Annotated in this window: 14 protein-coding genes and 1 rRNA gene; 13 read left to right on the plus strand and 2 right to left on the minus strand. The window is 36.4% G+C overall.

The genetic code is table 11. The features are described from left to right. From rrf to cysE, 10 genes are all read left to right on the plus strand, one after another. A 5S ribosomal RNA gene (rrf, locus tag EPJ90_RS08730) occupies positions 1–92 on the plus strand; the annotation flags it as partial. 238 nt (positions 93–330) lie between these two features. Beyond that, positions 331–1,401, plus strand: a complete 1,071-nt coding sequence (locus tag EPJ90_RS04975; protein ID WP_161636714.1) for an ABC transporter ATP-binding protein — start codon at positions 331–333, stop codon at positions 1,399–1,401. Further along, positions 1,401–2,285, plus strand: coding sequence for a carbohydrate ABC transporter permease (locus EPJ90_RS04980; protein ID WP_161636713.1), 885 nt, complete (start codon positions 1,401–1,403; stop codon positions 2,283–2,285). The genes EPJ90_RS04975 and EPJ90_RS04980 overlap by 1 nt, the downstream gene beginning before the upstream one ends. 2 nt (positions 2,286–2,287) lie before the next feature. Then, entirely contained in the window at positions 2,288–3,148 is an 861-nt protein-coding gene (locus EPJ90_RS04985) for a carbohydrate ABC transporter permease (RefSeq protein ID WP_125164803.1), read from the plus strand. Then, entirely contained in the window at positions 3,132–4,409 is a 1,278-nt protein-coding gene (locus EPJ90_RS04990; RefSeq protein ID WP_161636712.1) for an MBL fold metallo-hydrolase, read from the plus strand. The genes EPJ90_RS04985 and EPJ90_RS04990 overlap by 17 nt, the downstream gene beginning before the upstream one ends. A 20-nt stretch (positions 4,410–4,429) precedes the next feature. Continuing rightward, positions 4,430–5,689: an ABC transporter substrate-binding protein gene (locus EPJ90_RS04995; RefSeq protein WP_161636711.1), complete on the plus strand. Its 1,260-nt coding sequence runs from the start codon at positions 4,430–4,432 to the stop codon at positions 5,687–5,689. A gap of 102 nt (positions 5,690–5,791) precedes the next feature. Then, complete coding sequence (locus tag EPJ90_RS05000) at positions 5,792–6,346, plus strand: hypothetical protein (RefSeq protein WP_237558272.1); 555 nt, start codon at positions 5,792–5,794, stop codon at positions 6,344–6,346. After that, positions 6,339–7,265, plus strand: a complete 927-nt coding sequence (locus EPJ90_RS05005; protein WP_125164801.1) for a helix-turn-helix transcriptional regulator — start codon at positions 6,339–6,341, stop codon at positions 7,263–7,265. The genes EPJ90_RS05000 and EPJ90_RS05005 overlap by 8 nt, the downstream gene beginning before the upstream one ends. Positions 7,266–7,399: 134 nt before the next feature. Continuing rightward, positions 7,400–8,002 (plus strand): deoxynucleoside kinase, encoded by a 603-nt coding sequence (locus EPJ90_RS05010; protein ID WP_237558271.1) that lies wholly within the window; start codon positions 7,400–7,402, stop codon positions 8,000–8,002. Positions 8,003–8,012: 10 nt separating this feature from the next. Beyond that, positions 8,013–8,543, plus strand: coding sequence for a serine O-acetyltransferase (cysE, locus tag EPJ90_RS05015; protein ID WP_125164799.1), 531 nt, complete (start codon positions 8,013–8,015; stop codon positions 8,541–8,543). Positions 8,544–8,575: 32 nt separating this feature from the next. Here the strand turns inward: cysE and EPJ90_RS05020 are convergent, their stop codons facing one another. Both EPJ90_RS05020 and EPJ90_RS05025 read right to left on the minus strand, forming a co-directional pair. After that, a complete protein-coding gene (locus tag EPJ90_RS05020) occupies positions 8,576–9,856 on the minus strand; it encodes an adenylosuccinate synthase (protein ID WP_200542744.1) in 1,281 nt (426 codons plus the stop codon). 154 nt (positions 9,857–10,010) lie between these two features. Next, complete coding sequence (locus EPJ90_RS05025) at positions 10,011–11,534, minus strand: bifunctional metallophosphatase/5'-nucleotidase (protein WP_161636708.1); 1,524 nt, start codon at positions 11,532–11,534, stop codon at positions 10,011–10,013. A 103-nt stretch (positions 11,535–11,637) separates the two neighbouring features. Here EPJ90_RS05025 and EPJ90_RS05030 point away from each other — a divergent pair, with 103 nt between their 5' ends. The 3 genes from EPJ90_RS05030 (at position 11,638) to EPJ90_RS05040 (ending at position 15,592) form a co-directional block, all read left to right on the plus strand. Further along, the gene (locus tag EPJ90_RS05030; protein WP_125164796.1) at positions 11,638–11,865 is read left to right on the plus strand and encodes a hypothetical protein; all 228 of its coding nucleotides are present in this window, start codon (positions 11,638–11,640) and stop codon (positions 11,863–11,865) included. 93 nt (positions 11,866–11,958) lie between these two features. Beyond that, the gene (locus EPJ90_RS05035; RefSeq protein WP_161636707.1) at positions 11,959–13,752 is read left to right on the plus strand and encodes an ABC transporter ATP-binding protein; all 1,794 of its coding nucleotides are present in this window, start codon (positions 11,959–11,961) and stop codon (positions 13,750–13,752) included. Next, the gene (locus tag EPJ90_RS05040; RefSeq protein WP_161636706.1) at positions 13,742–15,592 is read left to right on the plus strand and encodes an ABC transporter ATP-binding protein; all 1,851 of its coding nucleotides are present in this window, start codon (positions 13,742–13,744) and stop codon (positions 15,590–15,592) included. The genes EPJ90_RS05035 and EPJ90_RS05040 overlap by 11 nt, the downstream gene beginning before the upstream one ends. The last annotated feature ends 206 nt before the right edge of the window (positions 15,593–15,798 follow it).

A 15,798-nucleotide genomic window follows, 5' to 3' on the forward strand; every position in this document is an offset into this window, starting at 1 on the left:
TCACACCTGTTCCCATCTCGAACACAGAAGTTAAGCACTTTAGCGGCGACAATATCTAGCCAAGCGCTAGTGAAGATAGTTCATCGCCAGGTAATTTGACACTCTATTTAGAGTGTCTTTTTTTTATGCGTAAAAAAACAGAATTATGTGACGGTTTATATTTTTTTCACATGTTTATTTAATATTGTTAATGGTTTTTAACACAAATACGTGTATTGACTGTTATAATAATGAAGTAACAACTGTACGTAAAATTCGTGGGTGTTCACGAAATAAATAATATCGAATATATTAAAATTACGTAATATTGTGTTTATAGGAGGAAGATGAATGATTGAAGTCAAGGACTTACGGAAAGTGTTTGATAATGGTTTTGAAGCATTAAAACAAGTTACATTCTCAATTGAGAAAGGTGATTTGGTTTGCTTACTTGGACCAAGTGGTTGTGGTAAAACAACAATTCTTAATTTAATTGCTGGATTGCTCGATCCTACCGACGGTACAATTCACAATGAAGGGATCTCAATGGTTGATAAGCATCCGAAAGATCGTGATATTGGTTTTGTATTTCAAAACTATGCACTCTACCCACATATGACAGTATTAGAAAATGTCATGTTCCCACTACGTGTTGGAGATAAAAAAATGCCTAAAGAAGAAGCTGAAAAAATTGCTCGTAAATACATGGCATTAACAGATATTGAAGAATTAGCAAATAAAAAGCCAGGGACTATGTCCGGTGGACAACAACAACGTGTAGCGATTACGCGTGCTTTAGTTCAGAATCCTTCAATTTTACTACTTGATGAACCACTAAGTAACCTCGACGCACGTTTGCGCTTGAAAATCCGTGAAGAAATTCGTCGCCTTGTTAAAGAAATTAACATTACGACAATTTTTGTTACGCATGATCAAGAAGAAGCGTTATCCATTAGTGATAAAATCGTTCTGATGAATGAGGGTGTGATTCAACAATATGATGACCCACAAAATCTTTATTTAGAACCTAATAATTTATTTGTTGCTCAATTTATTGGTAACCCTGTCATAAACATTCTTCCTATTGAAGTAAAAAATGGCATGATTGTTGGTGAGAATTTTGAATTTAGTCAAAGTACCCTCGTCCAAGATCGTATTAAAGAAACCATCATTGATGGAACTTATCTTTTAGGTGTTCGTCCTGAAGATATTATTTTTGGAGAACAAGGGATTTTCAATACAGAAATTGAAACTGTGGAACTCATTGGTCGAGAAGGTATCCTTAATTTCAAAATCGGATCTAAGAATGCTAAAGGTATTGTAAGTATTGAAGCTCTCATTGAACCAGAGACAATCGTTAATTGTGAGTTTAATTACCCACGTATCTTTATGTTTAAAGAATCTGGCGAGAGGGTCTACTAATGAAAAAGTTTAAGTATAGCGCTGAAAATCAAAGACAAGCATGGTTGTTTCTTTTGCCTGCTTTGGTAATTATTGCTTTATTTAATATTTATCCATTAATTCGTGCATTAATTATGTCGTTTCAATCCGGGACTTTAACGAATCTTAAACCGGCAGGAATTAGTAATTATCAATTTGTGCTACAAGATCCAAAGTTCCATATTGCGATGCGAAATACAGCTGTTTATGCCTTTCTTGTGGTGCCAATTTGTTTAATCATTTCAATGTTTATTGCACTTCTTATTTTTGAAAAAATTAAAAATAAGAGCTTCTTTGAAACGATTTTCTTTATTCCTTATCTAACAAGTGTTATTGCGATTGGGGTTGTATTCCGCTATCTCTTTAACGGTTCCTATGGATTTATAAACTTTCTACTTAGTTTTATAAATGTTGGACCGATCAACTTCTTAGATGATATTATGATGAGCTTACCCACCCTTGTCATTTTTGGAATTTGGAATGGTTTGGCGTTTAATATCATTATTTTACTATCAGGTCTTCGTAATATTGATCGCGAGTACTACAAGGTTGCAGATATGTTTGGTGCAACGGAACTTCAAAAATTATTCCGAATTACTTTACCACAGCTTATTCCAACGTTAACGTTCTTGTTAACGGTCAACCTAATTAATGCCTTTAAAGTTTATACTCAAGTCTTTGCGATCTTTAATGGTAAGGCAGGAATCGCCAACAGTGCCACGACTGCCGTATTCTATATATTCACTACCTTCCATGTCGATAATCGATATGGTCCGGCAATGGCCGCAACAATACTTCTGTTTGTGTTTATCCTCGTATTAACACTTATTCAGAATAAAGTGTTGAAGAAGATAGAGGAGAGATAGTTGTGAACGAAAAATCTGAATTTTCACCAAATTTAAAAATAGTACTAACAAAAATATTTAAAATTCTTGCGACAATTTTTATTGTCTTTATGGCAATTATTACCTTATTTCCATTTGTCTACATGATTCTTGCAAGTTTGATGACTTATCAAGAGGCGACAAGTATTCCGCCGACGCTAATTCCATCAGCCCCACAGTTCCACAACTTTGTGGAAGTATTTCAAACGGCACCGTTTGTTCGGTATTTCTTTAATACAGTGGTAGTTGCAGGGATTAGTACCCTTGGAATTTTAATTACCTCGACGCTTGCAGCCTTTGCGCTCGTTAAGTTAGAGTTTAAACATAAGGGTCTAATTATCTTAGTGATGGTATCACTATTAATGGTACCGTATGAGTCAACAGTCTTTACAAATTACCAAACGATTGCACGTCTTGGTTTATTAAATACGTATACTGCATTGATTGTTCCATCACTTGCCAGTGTATTCTATATATTCTATTTAAAAGGATATCTAACAAGTATTCCAATTTCATACTATAAAGCGGCTAAAATTGATGGATGTACAGATTTAGAATTTATTCGAAAAATTATGATACCTTTATCCAAACCTGCACTTGTAACAATCGGTATTCTTAGTTTTATTTCGCATTGGAACTCATTCTTGTGGCCATTGTTGGTTACAAATGATTCAAGCATGCGTCTATTAAACAATGGTTTAAGTGCATTTGCGACTGAGAGTGGAACGGATGTTCATCTTCAAATGGCAGCTGCAACATTAACGATTATTCCGGTACTTATTATTTACTTTATTTTTAGAAATCAAATTATTAAAGGAGTGTCGAAGAGTGGACTTAAAGGATAGAAAAACAAAAATTACATTTCATAGCGGTGTCCTGACAATTGGTGGTACTGTTATTGAAATTGCATATGAAGATTCACATATTTTCTTTGACTTTGGTACAGAATTCAAACCAGAGTTGAATCTTAAAAATGAATCATTGCAACAATTGATTGAACATCGTTTAGTGCCCCATTTAGAGAATATTTATGATCCCGAATTAGGATATACGTATCCATTTGAAAAAGGGCCTGACTATGCCCATACGGCTGTCTTTTTAAGTCATTGTCATTTAGATCATACGCGTATGGTTAACTATTTGGATCCGAACATTCCAATGTATGCACTTAAAGAAACCAAAGTTTTATTAAACAGTTTAAATGCACAAAATGACTTTATTCTACCAAAAGCGAACCCTTCAGATTCATTTACACGCGATATTATCGGGTGTGATAATCATGATGTTATCGAAGTGGGAAGCATTAAAGTAGAATTAAGTCGTGTTGATCATGATGCTTATGGTGCCTGTGGTCTTTTAATCACAACCCCAGATATGCATATTGCTTACACAGGTGATCTTCGTCTCCATGGTTTTGATGTGGAAGATTCACTTCACTATTGTGAACAAGCAAAAAATACAGATATGCTCATTATTGAGGGTGTATCAATTAGTTTCCCTCAAGAAGACCGCGCAACGGGTCGTATTGAGACCGAAGCAGATTTACTTAAGAAAATCGTGAATATTGTAAACAGCAACCCAAATAAACAAGTGACTTTTAATTGCTATCCGGCGAATGTAAAACGATTAGCTGAGATTGTAAAACAAAGTCCACGTGAAGTGGTGCTTGAAGCATCCTTTGCAAATATCTTGAAAGAGTGTTTAAATATGGAGTGTAAGTATTACAATGCAAATGACAACAGCTTTAACCTTGATAAGAATCTAGAGGTCGATTACAACACTCTACTTCAAGATGAGGGAGATTATCTATGGCAGGTTGTTGATCATCACGAAAACCTTAAAGGAGGTGGTGTCTATATCCATAGCGACGCTTCGCCGCTAGGAGAATTTGATCCAGCATATTTACCATTTATTCAGTTGTTGGAGGATTGCAATATTGAATTTAATCGTATAGCGTGTTCTGGACATGCTTACCCTGAAGATTTAGATCGTATTGTGAGCTTAATTCAACCGAAGTTATTAGTTCCTATTCATTCCTTAAGACCAGATTTACTTGAGAATAAATATGGAATGCGTCATTTACCAACCCGTGGGGAAACTATCTAAAGGAGACACATAAAACAAATATGGGAAATATTAAAAAGATTTTAGTAGCATTACTTGCTTTACTTGTTCTTGTAGGATGTTCAAATAAAGGTGATGATACAGCATCTGCTGATATCGTTACAGAACTAACAGAAGAAACAGAAATCCGTTTCTGGCATGCAATGAATGGTAAACAAGAAGAAGCATTAACAAAACTTACTGAAGATTTTATGGCAGCAAATCCAAAGGTTAAAGTTGTATTACAAAACCAATCAAGTTATCCGGATTTACGTCAAAAATTATCTGCTACACTTGTAAGTCCTAAAGACTTACCAACCATGACACAAGCATACCCAGCATGGATGTTTAATGCGTCAGTAGATAAACTCGTTACAGACTTAACACCGTATATCGAAAACGATACAATCGGAATGAAAGACTATAGTGATATTGTTGAAGGATTCCGTGAAGGTGGTAAAATCGAAGGTGTAACGTATGGTATGCCATTTAACAAATCAACAGAGGTTCTTTACTACAATAAAACACTTCTTGATGAATTAGGTCTTAAAGCACCTACAACTCTTGAAGAATTAAAAGAAGTAAGTAAAACTGTTTATGAAAAGAAAAATATTGTGGGAGCAGGTTTTGACTCACTCAATAACTACTATGCTACAGGATTAATCAATAAAGGCGTCGAATTCAATAAGGATATGGATCCTACAAGTAAAGAAAGTCTTGAAGTTGCATCATTCTACCAAGAAGGTGTAAAAGATGGTTACCTACGTATCGCAGGAACTGACAAATACTTATCAGGACCATTTGGTAATGGTCAACTTGCAATGAACGTTGGAAGTACAGCAGGAGAATCACACGTTCTTAAAGGTGTAGACGGTCGTTTCGAAATTGGCGTTGTGAAACGTCCTGAAAAAATCAGCTTACAACAAGGTACTGACTTATACATGTTCTCATCCGCTACACCAGCACAAAAAACTGCTGCATTTGAGTACATGAAATTCTTAGTATCTGCCGATTCACAATTATACTGGGCTAAATCAACAGGTTATATTCCAGTACGTACAAGTGTTATCGAAAGCAAAGAATACTTAGAAAGTGGTTCAATGATTGCGCCATTAATTCAAGAAATCACAAAAGATGTGTTTACAATTCCAGTATCCGCTAACTCAGATGCTGCTTATACAGAAGCAACTGTGAAGATGGAAGAATTACTTTCTGACACATCAAAAACACCAGAATCTGTTATGGAGTCATACAAAACTTCTTTACAATCAATCTGGCAATAATTAAACCGAAAGTGGATTATAAATCCACTTTTTTTTCGCTTTCTTGAATATACGACCAAAATTGTCGTATACTGTTGGTATACTTGAGCCAAGAGGTGATACATGATGAAAAAAGGATTTAATTTAAAAGATTTGATGATTGCAATGAAAGGAAATGATGTGAGCTCATTTATTAATGATCAGGCACTTCGTTTTACAGAAACCTTTGGTCTCTCATTTGAAGACAGTGTTTCCGTGACTTTAAAGTTTGTTTCTCATGAGGATGCACAGGATTTCTATAATGAGTTAAAATTCAATACGCATTACTCCAACGACTATTCGGTTGCTTCATCAGATCGTGGTGCGAATTATTTAACGGTATCGGGAGCGCAAACACTTTATGATTATTTTGGGTCCAACGAACCGAATCTATTAACGGTGAGTCGTGATCTAGACTTAAATTTTGAAATTTCATTTATCCAGACATATACCGGAACCGAATTTACCGGTGCGGTTCACCGAGGGGAATTGTTAAGTCGTCAGTGTATCGTTGAAGTGAGTGACTTGCTTCCGGAACTCTCACTGGGTGGACTTTGTCAAATAGCCCGAAGTGAATCTGAATTTAATGATCTTTTAACACGCTGTTATGTTATCAAAGGTCAAACGATCTATGAGTAAGTTAAGCAATGCTTTGGTTATGTTAGACGTATTATCCGCACGCTCTGTTGTTCCCCTTTCAGAGCTGGCGGATCTTTTGGAAATCAGTGAGCGTGGTGTGCAGCGACTCAAAGCAGAACTTGAATCGGTAGGGTATGAAATTACTACGGTCATGGGTCCAGGTGGGGGTTATGTTTTAGAATCTAAAACGCAAATACAACCGCTCGCTTTTGAACGTAATGAACGCAAGATGTTAAAGCAAGCGTTTGCGGTTTTGTTATCACAGGATAACCCGACACTCGGAAATGACTTTGTAGCTGTTGTTTCAAAATTATCACACCAGTTGGATTATAGTGGGAATGTATCTGTATCTGCTTTTCAATCGGTTAAGCTTAATGTTGATCCAAATCTCTATCAAAAACATATAGAGCTGCTTGAGAACGCCATTGAGCATCATTTGCGTATTGATATTGTTTATAGTAAAAATCATCGGGAGAAGCGTTCCTATGTCTTTGAGCCTTATGAGCTTGTGATTGTCAATAAATTTTGGTATCTTTTGGGTTATGATGAAAAGAATCGCTATTTGAGCCTAAAAGTAAATCGCATTCATGAATTATCGTTACGTGATGAGGTTTTTCGGTTTGATGACGAAACTTCAAGCAAGCATGTCTTTTCAAAATTCGGCTATAAAATAAAACCCGTCTTCGCAGAATTGGAAGTTTTTGAGCAAGATTATATTAGTGAGTATATCTGGGGTGAACACCAAGAAATTACGTGGTTGGATGATCATCGCTTTATTCTAAAAGTCGAGTTTTCGAATGAACTTGCCGTTAAAGATTTTATTTTACAAGGCGGTTCTCATATTACGGTTTTAAAACCGGAGTGGCTTCGCGAATGGATTGTTGATGAATGTCATAAAATTACGAAACTCTATCGTTAAGAGGCTTGCTTTTTTGTCATTACAAAGCTAAACTTATGAATAGAGTGTCTCTTAGGGACATGAGATGGTGGTGAGTTATGGGATTTAATTATAGCGATATATTAAATTATGTATCACGGAAAGAGGTTTATGACATGATAGTTATTGAAGGTGTTGTAGGTGTTGGGAAAAGTTCATTAATGCGTATTCTTGGTCAAGAGGGCTATGAAGAGTTTGAAGAACCGGTAGTTGATAATCCTGTTTTGGATAAGTTTTATCATGACCGTTGTCGCTATTCATTTCCATTACAAGTGTTTTTCTTAAATAAGCGTTTTGAGCATATCAAACAAGCGAAAGACGTAAGCAAAGCGGTTATGGACCGAAGCATATATGGGGACGCAATATTCGCCCGTATGTTAAACTTAAGTGGAGAAATGAGTGACGAAGAATTTCAAATTTATTCTGAGTTATTACAAAATATGCTTGAACATGTTCATGTTCCCAAATTAATGGTATATCTTGAAATAAGTGTTGATGAGGCAATGAACCGCATTAAGAAACGTGGTAGAGATTATGAATTAATTGTTGAACGCGAATATTGGGAAAAACTCAATCGTGAATACAGTAATTATTTTGATAATTACGATCTTTCACCCATGCTTAAGATTAATGTTGATCATCTTGATTTTGAAAATAATGAAGCCGATCGAATTTATGTTCTAAAACTTATCAATGAAGCGTTACTCGAATTAAAATAAGGAGTATTTTATGAGATTTTTAGAGACAGCACGTGCATATAAAAAACAAGATCCTGCTGTACGATCAGTTCTGGAGGTAATTTTACTCTATCCAGGATACCATGCGATGGGGTTTTATCGAATCGCACATTGTTTCTATCGTATTAAGTTTTACTTTGTAGCACGATTCATTTCGCAACTCGGACGCTTTTTGACACAAATCGAGATTCATCCAGGAGCACAGATTGGGCGACGTTTTATTATTGATCATGGAAGCGGTGTTGTCATTGGCCAGACTGCAATTATTGGTGATGATTGTTTAATTCATCATGGGGTTACTTTAGGTGGTAAATCACGCGAACCGGGCAAAAGACATCCAACGTTAGGAAATAAAGTACACGTCGGTGCTGGAGCACAGGTACTTGGTAATATTATGATTCATGATGAAGCCGTAATTGGTGCGGGGAGTGTTGTGACTAAAGATGTCGCACGTTGTGATATTGTTGCAGGCATTCCTGCTCGTACAATACGCAATAAATGTAGTGATGAGGGAAGATTATAGAAAAAAACGAACAGATTCTGTTCGTTTTTCTTTTACCGTAAAGGCGTACGCTTCATAATTTGGTTTCGATTTGGACCATTTGAAACAAGTGCAATATTTGTATCAATGAGCATTTCAAGTTTATTAATATAGTTTTTACAATTTTCAGGAAGGTCATCATAGCATGTAATGTGTGTAATATCTTCTTTCCATCCAGGGAATGTTTCAATTACAGGGGTTGTATGTTCTAATTCTGTAATATTTCCAAATCGCATGGATTGTTGTCCTTGATACTCATATGCCGTTACAACCTTGATTTCATCTAGATAGGAAAGAACATCAATGTTTGTGAGTGCAACATGAGTTGCCCCTTGGGTTTTACATCCAAAACGTGTTGCGACCGCATCAAAGTAGCCAACACGACGAGGACGTTTAGTATTAACGCCATACTCACCCGCATCACCACCACGTCTTCGCAATGCCTCGGCTTCTTCTCCAAAAATTTCTGAGACAAATGCACCAGCACCAACACAGCTTGAATAAGCTTTTGTGACTGCCCATACTTCGTCGATAGGATGTGGCAATCCTGCTCCGATGGTCGCATAGTAAGCTAAAGTAGATGAAGAGGTTGAATAAGGATAAATTCCAAAGTCGGGATCACGTAATGCACCAAGTTGCCCTTCGAAGAGAATGTTTTTACCTTGATCATGCGCTTCATTTAAAAAGGTGAAGACATCGCGAACATAAGGGTTAATTAAATCACGGTATTGCATTAATTCTTCAAAGATTGCATCCGCTGACAGCGGTTCTTGATGATATAAATTTACTAATAAAGTATTTTTGATATCAAGAACACGATCAATTTTACTGCGTAACCAGTCTTCATTGTATAACTCACAGACTTGGAACCCGATTTTTGCGTATTTATCGGAATAAAAAGGCGCAATCCCCGATTTGGTAGATCCAAACTGATCTTTACCCATACGTGCTTCCTCATAAACATCAAAATTCTTATGGTAACTCATCACGATTTGAGCACGATCACTTACAATAACTTGAGGATGAACACCTCGAGTCTTTAATTCCTCTAACTCTTGAATGAATGCAGGAATGTTTAACGCAACACCATTACCAATAACATTAATCGTATGTTTATAGAAAACACCGGATGGTAACATCTTTAGCGCAAACTTTCCTTGATCATTAATAATTGTATGACCTGCGTTATTGCCCCCTTGGAACCGAACAATAATGTCAGACTCACTTGCGAATACATCTGTGAGCTTTCCTTTACCCTCATCGCCCCAGTTGGCACCTACTATAGCTTTAATCATAATTACCTCCTAAAAATACAAAATGAGACACCATTGTGTCTCACTGTACACGAACTAGAATACTTTTATTTTTTTCGAGTGTCAAGATTTTTTTTCGATTGAATAAAAAAAAATACAAAACTTCTAAGTATTCGAAGCTTTGTATTTTGGTTTTTTATCTTGATGCAATTACTTTAATATTATCACGATGATTGACGTAAACTGGGGAATGTTGAATAAAATAATCCATAATGATATCGACCATTTCTTCTTGGATATCTTCTAATGTTTCACTTTCCGCAACCATGGTATAGTTCCCGCCCCCCATTGCTCGATAATTGTTTACAACCACGGTGAATTCATCACTATCTTGAACTGGTTTATCTTGATACGTTAGGCTCACTACACGTGAACCTCTCGGTTTTGAGATATCAAGGGTGTAATCCACGCCATCAAGCATATCGTAATTATAATGTTGTGGCTTGGGTTCAACGTATTCCGGTGAGGGAACAATGTGTTGGTGGGCATCGACGGTAAAATAATGGGCGCTAAATTCAATCATTTCACGAAGTGCTTTTCCACTCATTCGCTTTACCACCAACGTATTCGGATATAGGTAGGTGCTTACTAATTCACGCATTGTGATTGATTTTCTAAATCCTTGAGCCCCGTTAAAAAGGGCTACAGAAGAAATTTGTGCACCCGATCGTTCAAGTTGTATTTGATTTAAGAGTGAAACGAGCGGATGTTTATGAAGGCGTGCATCCAATTCATCGTTAATCATCACATCCATGTTTTCTAAGGTTCCAACGGGTTGGTCCAACCATGTTTGTGTTTCGTTTTGTAAGCCTTGTAGTGGTTCCAATAAATTTTGGTCTACATCATAATCGGAGGCACTGAGTCGTTTTGCTGAGGCGTTACCAGTTTCCAAATCAAGATCAATCGTAATAAATTCCTTTGCTTTAAAGGTGTTTTGAGTTACTAAAACCCCGTTAACGGTTTCGATAAAGGAACGGTGTTGATGTCCTGTAATTAGAATATCTAACCCTTCAATTTCAGTCATAGCATAACCTTCATTTTCACCAGTAAGCCGTTCAGTCGGTTCACCCGTTTGCGGATCACGCTCTAAACCACCATGGTACATAGCAATGACATAGTCGACATCATTTCGTACACGTTGAACTTCTTGTTGGAGCTGGTCAAAAGCACTTTTGAAAACCATGTTTTCGATATGAGCAGGACGTTCCCAATGTGGAATATATTGCGTTAAAACACCAATAAGTGCAATCGTTTTACCTTCATAAGTAAGAATTTGAGTTTGGCCCGGTACAGACCCATCTATTTCAAGATTTGAAGTAAGTAGGGGTGCATTGTTTTCACTTATGTATTTTTGGAGAATTTCAGGTCCATAATTAAAATCATGATTTCCTAAATTAATAAAATCATAATTCATGGCATTAAAACATTGTGCCATAGGATTGGGTACGGATTGCGCATGTTGATGTGCGTAAGTTAATAACGGAGTTCCCTGAAAAGCATCCCCGTTATCTAAGAGTAAAACATTTCCTTCCTTTCGGAATTGATTTACTGCAGTACTAATGCGTGCAAGCCCATAATCTTCGAGGTTTTCACGACTTGTATAATTTGTTGGAAAGATATTTCCATGGACGTCCGTTGTGACGACGATTTTAAGTTTCATTTTATCACCATTTCTATTATACCAAATCTCTATCACGATGTTGGGTATTGATTACTTTTTTTGAAATATATGATAAAATATATACAAATGAAAGGAGGAACTTATGAATCGCTCAGATAAATGTTTAATGTGTGTTGTTTTATTTCTAATGATTATGGCAGAGATAGTTTTTGACTTTTTTAATCAGCAAGGGGCTTTTGTGTCTCCAAGAAATAGTAAGCACCTTTTAACCCAAGTGAATAAAAATGATAATGTTGCATTATCGAGCGTCGCATTTTGTTTTGAACAAAATACTTATGATTGTCTGTGTGATTCTTTAAGTGTCTCCTAGCCCACTTATTTTTCAGCATAGATATTCATAAAAACACATGAAAATGTGTTTTTTAAGCTTTAAAGGAGAAGATACAATAATATCGAGGTGAATATGAAAAATATTAGATTTATTTCTAAATATACTGAGGGTCATCGAAAAAAAATAATTGTGATGATCTTTTCGGTAGTAGTTTATTGTGCAGTGCTTTTAGTCAATCCCTTATTACTTCAATACACCATTGATCATGTTTTAAATGATTTACCCATAACGACATCATGGATGAAAACACTTACGAATTTTTTAGGTGGAATGCATTCCGTTCGTGAACATTTATGGTATGTTGGTGTGGTAATTGTTGTGTTGAACATCTTAAGTGGTGTTGCACATTTTTGTGCAGGTTATTCAATTGGTTCTTTTTCTGAATTTTTCTCAGAAAGTTTACGTAATGATGTGTTTGATCACCTACAGAAACTTCCATACGCCTACCATGTACGAGCAAAAACCGGTGATTTAATACAACGTTGTACCAGTGATGTCGATCAGATTGGACGTTTTCTCAAATCAAAAATTCAGGAACTTGTTTATGCTTTTACCATGGTTGTAATCGCATTGACGGTATTATTCCGTATTAATGTAACGATGACCTGGATTACCATGATTTCTTTTCCCTTTATTTTTGGGTTTGCGTTTCTATTCTTTAAAAAAATGCAGGCAGTGTTTAAGCAAAGTGATGAAGCGGAAGCAGCATTATCGAATACATTTCAAGAAAGCATGGATGCCGTCCGTGTTGTGAAAGCATTTAATCAAGAAAAGTTTGAAGTTACGAAATTTGAAGCTAAAAACCAAGCCTATGCCTCCATAACAAAGGAAATGATCAGACTTCTCGGAATCTATTGGGGGACTTCTGATTTACTTTGTTTTATGCAAACATTAATTGTGCTTATCGCAAGTATTTTTGAAGTGCGTGCGGGCAATTTATCCATTGGGAATGCGATTGTCTTTATTTCTTATGTAAATATGGTGTTGTGGCCAATACGTAATGTTGGCCGAACCTTATCCGATATGGGAAAGGTTAGTGTAAGTATTGATCGTTTGAACGAAATCTTAGACCTGCCGATTGAAGATCTTGAGTCAGGATTAAAGCCTGAAATTAAGGGTGAAATTATTTTTGAAAATGTATCGTTTCAATACGATGATGCATCCACCCCCGTTCTTAAAAATTTGAATTTTACCATTCAACCGGGAGAGACGGTTGCGATTATGGGACCAACAGGGAGTGGTAAATCAAGTTTGGTTCATTTACTTACGCGCATTTATGATGTATCTGAAGGGTCCATTAAAATTGACGGGATTAACATAAACGAGATCGCGAAAAGTTCTCTCCGTAAGCAAGTAGGACTTGTTTTACAAGAACCTTATCTCTATTCAAAAACCCTTTTTGAAAACATTCGTATTGCCATTCCACACGCTTCGGAGCAAGACGTCTATGACGCGTCTCGAATTGCTTCGATTCATGATGTTATAACTTCTTTTGACCAAGGGTATGAAACACCCGTTGGTGAGAAAGGTGTTACCCTATCCGGTGGACAAAAACAACGTGTTGCGATTGCCCGGACGCTTATCGCAAATACACCGATTTTAATTTTTGATGATTCATTATCTGCATTAGATTCTCAAACTGATGCTTCCATTCGAGAAGCATTAAATCATACTAAAAATGCCACATCCATCATCATTACCCATCGTATTAACAGTGCACAAAATGCGGATAAAATTATTGTTATTCTTGATGGCGAAATCAAGCAAATTGGAACACATAATTCGCTATTGAACGTTGATGGACTGTATCGAAATATTTATGATATTCAAACCAATCAGAAAGGAGGATTTGTCGATGAGTTATAGAGAAGAAGAGCAGTTTACTTCTGAAAAATTAGATGTTGGGCTTTGGAAAAAAATCCTAATGATGCTGCTTGAGAACAAAAAGAATCTGTTTTTAGCGCTGTTTTTTGTTCTGTTTGAAGCGGTTATTGGGATTATCCTTCCCATCTTGAATCGATATGCCATTGATGTTTTCTATCAAGGTCAAGGTTCAACAGAAGCCATATTGAAGTTTGCGCTTTTATATGGAGGTTTGGTTGCGGTCCAAGCATTTCTAATTTATGAATTTATTTATCGAAGTGGTCTTATTGAGATGGATATTAGTTATCAAATCCGTCAAAATGTTATGGAAAAGCTTCAAAATCTTCCTTTTTCATATTATGACAAAACGCCTACAGGATGGATTATGGCTCGAATGACCAGTGATGTCTCACGGTTGTCGGAAATCCTCTCCTGGAGTTTTAACGATCTAGTTTGGGGATTTTTAGTCATGATGATGTTGTTGGTGGTCATGTTTACGGTCAATTGGAAACTTGCGTTAATCATTCTTGTGATTGTACCTATGGTTTACTTTGTAAGCTCGTGGTTTCAAAAACGTATCCTAAAAAACTATCGAAACGTTCGTGCGGAGAATTCAAAAATCACCCATGGATTTAGTGAAGGGATTACCGGAGCAAAGACTACTAAGTCAATGGGATTGGAGTCGATTCATTACAGTGAATTTAAAAACAACACCATGGCCATGCGATCAAAGTCCATTCATGCTGTCATACTCAGTGCACTGTATATGCCTATCATTACCATTATTTCTTCGTTAGGCAATGCGGGTATTATTTATGTTGGTGGGAACATGGCGTTACAAGGTGTTATCCAAATTGGAACTTTAATCCTATTTACACAATATGCGGAACGTTTTTTTGAACCGCTTCGTAATATTAGTAATGTGTTTGCACAGTTACAAATGGCCCAAGCATCTGCAGAGCGTGTTCTTTCATTATTGGAACAAGATTCATCACTCATCGATCGTCCAGATGTTATTGAAAAATATGGAACAATCTTAAATCCCAAAGAATCGGTCTATGAACCGATCGTTGGAAATATTGAATTTAAAGATGTTGATTTTTATTATCAAGCATCGGAACCGATATTAAAAAACTTTAATTTAACCGTTGAACCCAAACAACGCGTCGCTTTAGTTGGAGAGACGGGAAGTGGTAAATCAACCATTGTAAACCTTATTTGTCGTTTTTATGAACCCATTTCAGGTTCGATTCGGATTGATGGGGTAGACTATCGAGAACGATCGATTGGATGGCTCCACTCACATCTTGGATATGTTTTACAAGCACCCCATCTCTTTTCTGGATCGGTTCGTGATAACATCGCGTATGGGAAACCCAATGCTTCTGATGAAGCGGTCATGCGGGCTGCAAAACTTGTTGATGCACATCGCTTTATCACGGAACTTGAAGATGGATATCAAACAGATGTAGGTGAAGGCGGAAACCGATTGTCGACAGGGCAGAAACAATTGATTTCCTTTGCTCGGGCAATTCTTGTAAATCCATCAATCTTTATCCTCGACGAAGCTACAGCCTCAATTGATACTGAAACGGAAGAGATTATTCAAAACGCAGTTGAAACCGTTCTTAAAGAAAAAACAAGTTTCATTATTGCTCATCGTCTTTCGACGATTGTGAGTGCAGATCGTATCCTTGTTATTGATAAAGGAACCATTATCGAAGATGGTAATCATGAGAGTCTTATGAACCAAAAAGGTCGATATTATGAACTCTATATGAACCAGTTTAACGAGAAAAATGAAACAAAAATAATGAATACGTTAACACCTATTTCCAAATAGGTGTTTTTGTCGCTATTCTTGTCATCTTGAATATTCGCTATCATAATTCGTGTTCTGACGAAATGTTTGTGATATGATAGTTTAGAAAAAAGAGGCTCTCTGATTCCCACCAATTGACGTTACATGTGTTTAAGGGATTCATTGATTTTAGATGATTCGGTCGCATCTTTGTAGGGTGTCGTATTACATCATAATTACCGTCTTAA

The organism is Erysipelothrix sp. strain 2 (EsS2-7-Brazil) (assembly GCF_016617655.1).
Taxonomy (GTDB): domain Bacteria; phylum Bacillota_I; class Bacilli_A; order Erysipelotrichales; family Erysipelotrichaceae; genus Erysipelothrix; species Erysipelothrix piscisicarius.

Excerpts from the sequence above, each read along its gene's own strand:
- EPJ90_RS05030 (WP_125164796.1), top strand. The coding sequence starts at position 11,638 with ATGAATCGCTCAGATAAATGTTTAATGTGTGTTGTTTTATTTCTAATG.
- cysE (WP_125164799.1), top strand. The coding sequence starts at position 8,013 with ATGAGATTTTTAGAGACAGCACGTGCATATAAAAAACAAGATCCTGCT.
- EPJ90_RS05020 (WP_200542744.1), bottom strand. The coding sequence starts at position 9,856 with ATGATTAAAGCTATAGTAGGTGCCAACTGGGGCGATGAGGGTAAAGGA.
- EPJ90_RS04995 (WP_161636711.1), top strand. The coding sequence starts at position 4,430 with ATGGGAAATATTAAAAAGATTTTAGTAGCATTACTTGCTTTACTTGTT.
- EPJ90_RS04975 (WP_161636714.1), top strand. The coding sequence starts at position 331 with ATGATTGAAGTCAAGGACTTACGGAAAGTGTTTGATAATGGTTTTGAA.
- EPJ90_RS05010 (WP_237558271.1), top strand. The coding sequence starts at position 7,400 with ATGATAGTTATTGAAGGTGTTGTAGGTGTTGGGAAAAGTTCATTAATG.
- EPJ90_RS05035 (WP_161636707.1), top strand. The coding sequence starts at position 11,959 with ATGAAAAATATTAGATTTATTTCTAAATATACTGAGGGTCATCGAAAA.
- EPJ90_RS05040 (WP_161636706.1), top strand. The coding sequence starts at position 13,742 with ATGAGTTATAGAGAAGAAGAGCAGTTTACTTCTGAAAAATTAGATGTT.
- EPJ90_RS05000 (WP_237558272.1), top strand. The coding sequence starts at position 5,792 with ATGATGAAAAAAGGATTTAATTTAAAAGATTTGATGATTGCAATGAAA.
- EPJ90_RS05005 (WP_125164801.1), top strand. The coding sequence starts at position 6,339 with ATGAGTAAGTTAAGCAATGCTTTGGTTATGTTAGACGTATTATCCGCA.
- EPJ90_RS05025 (WP_161636708.1), bottom strand. The coding sequence starts at position 11,534 with ATGAAACTTAAAATCGTCGTCACAACGGACGTCCATGGAAATATCTTT.
- EPJ90_RS04980 (WP_161636713.1), top strand. The coding sequence starts at position 1,401 with ATGAAAAAGTTTAAGTATAGCGCTGAAAATCAAAGACAAGCATGGTTG.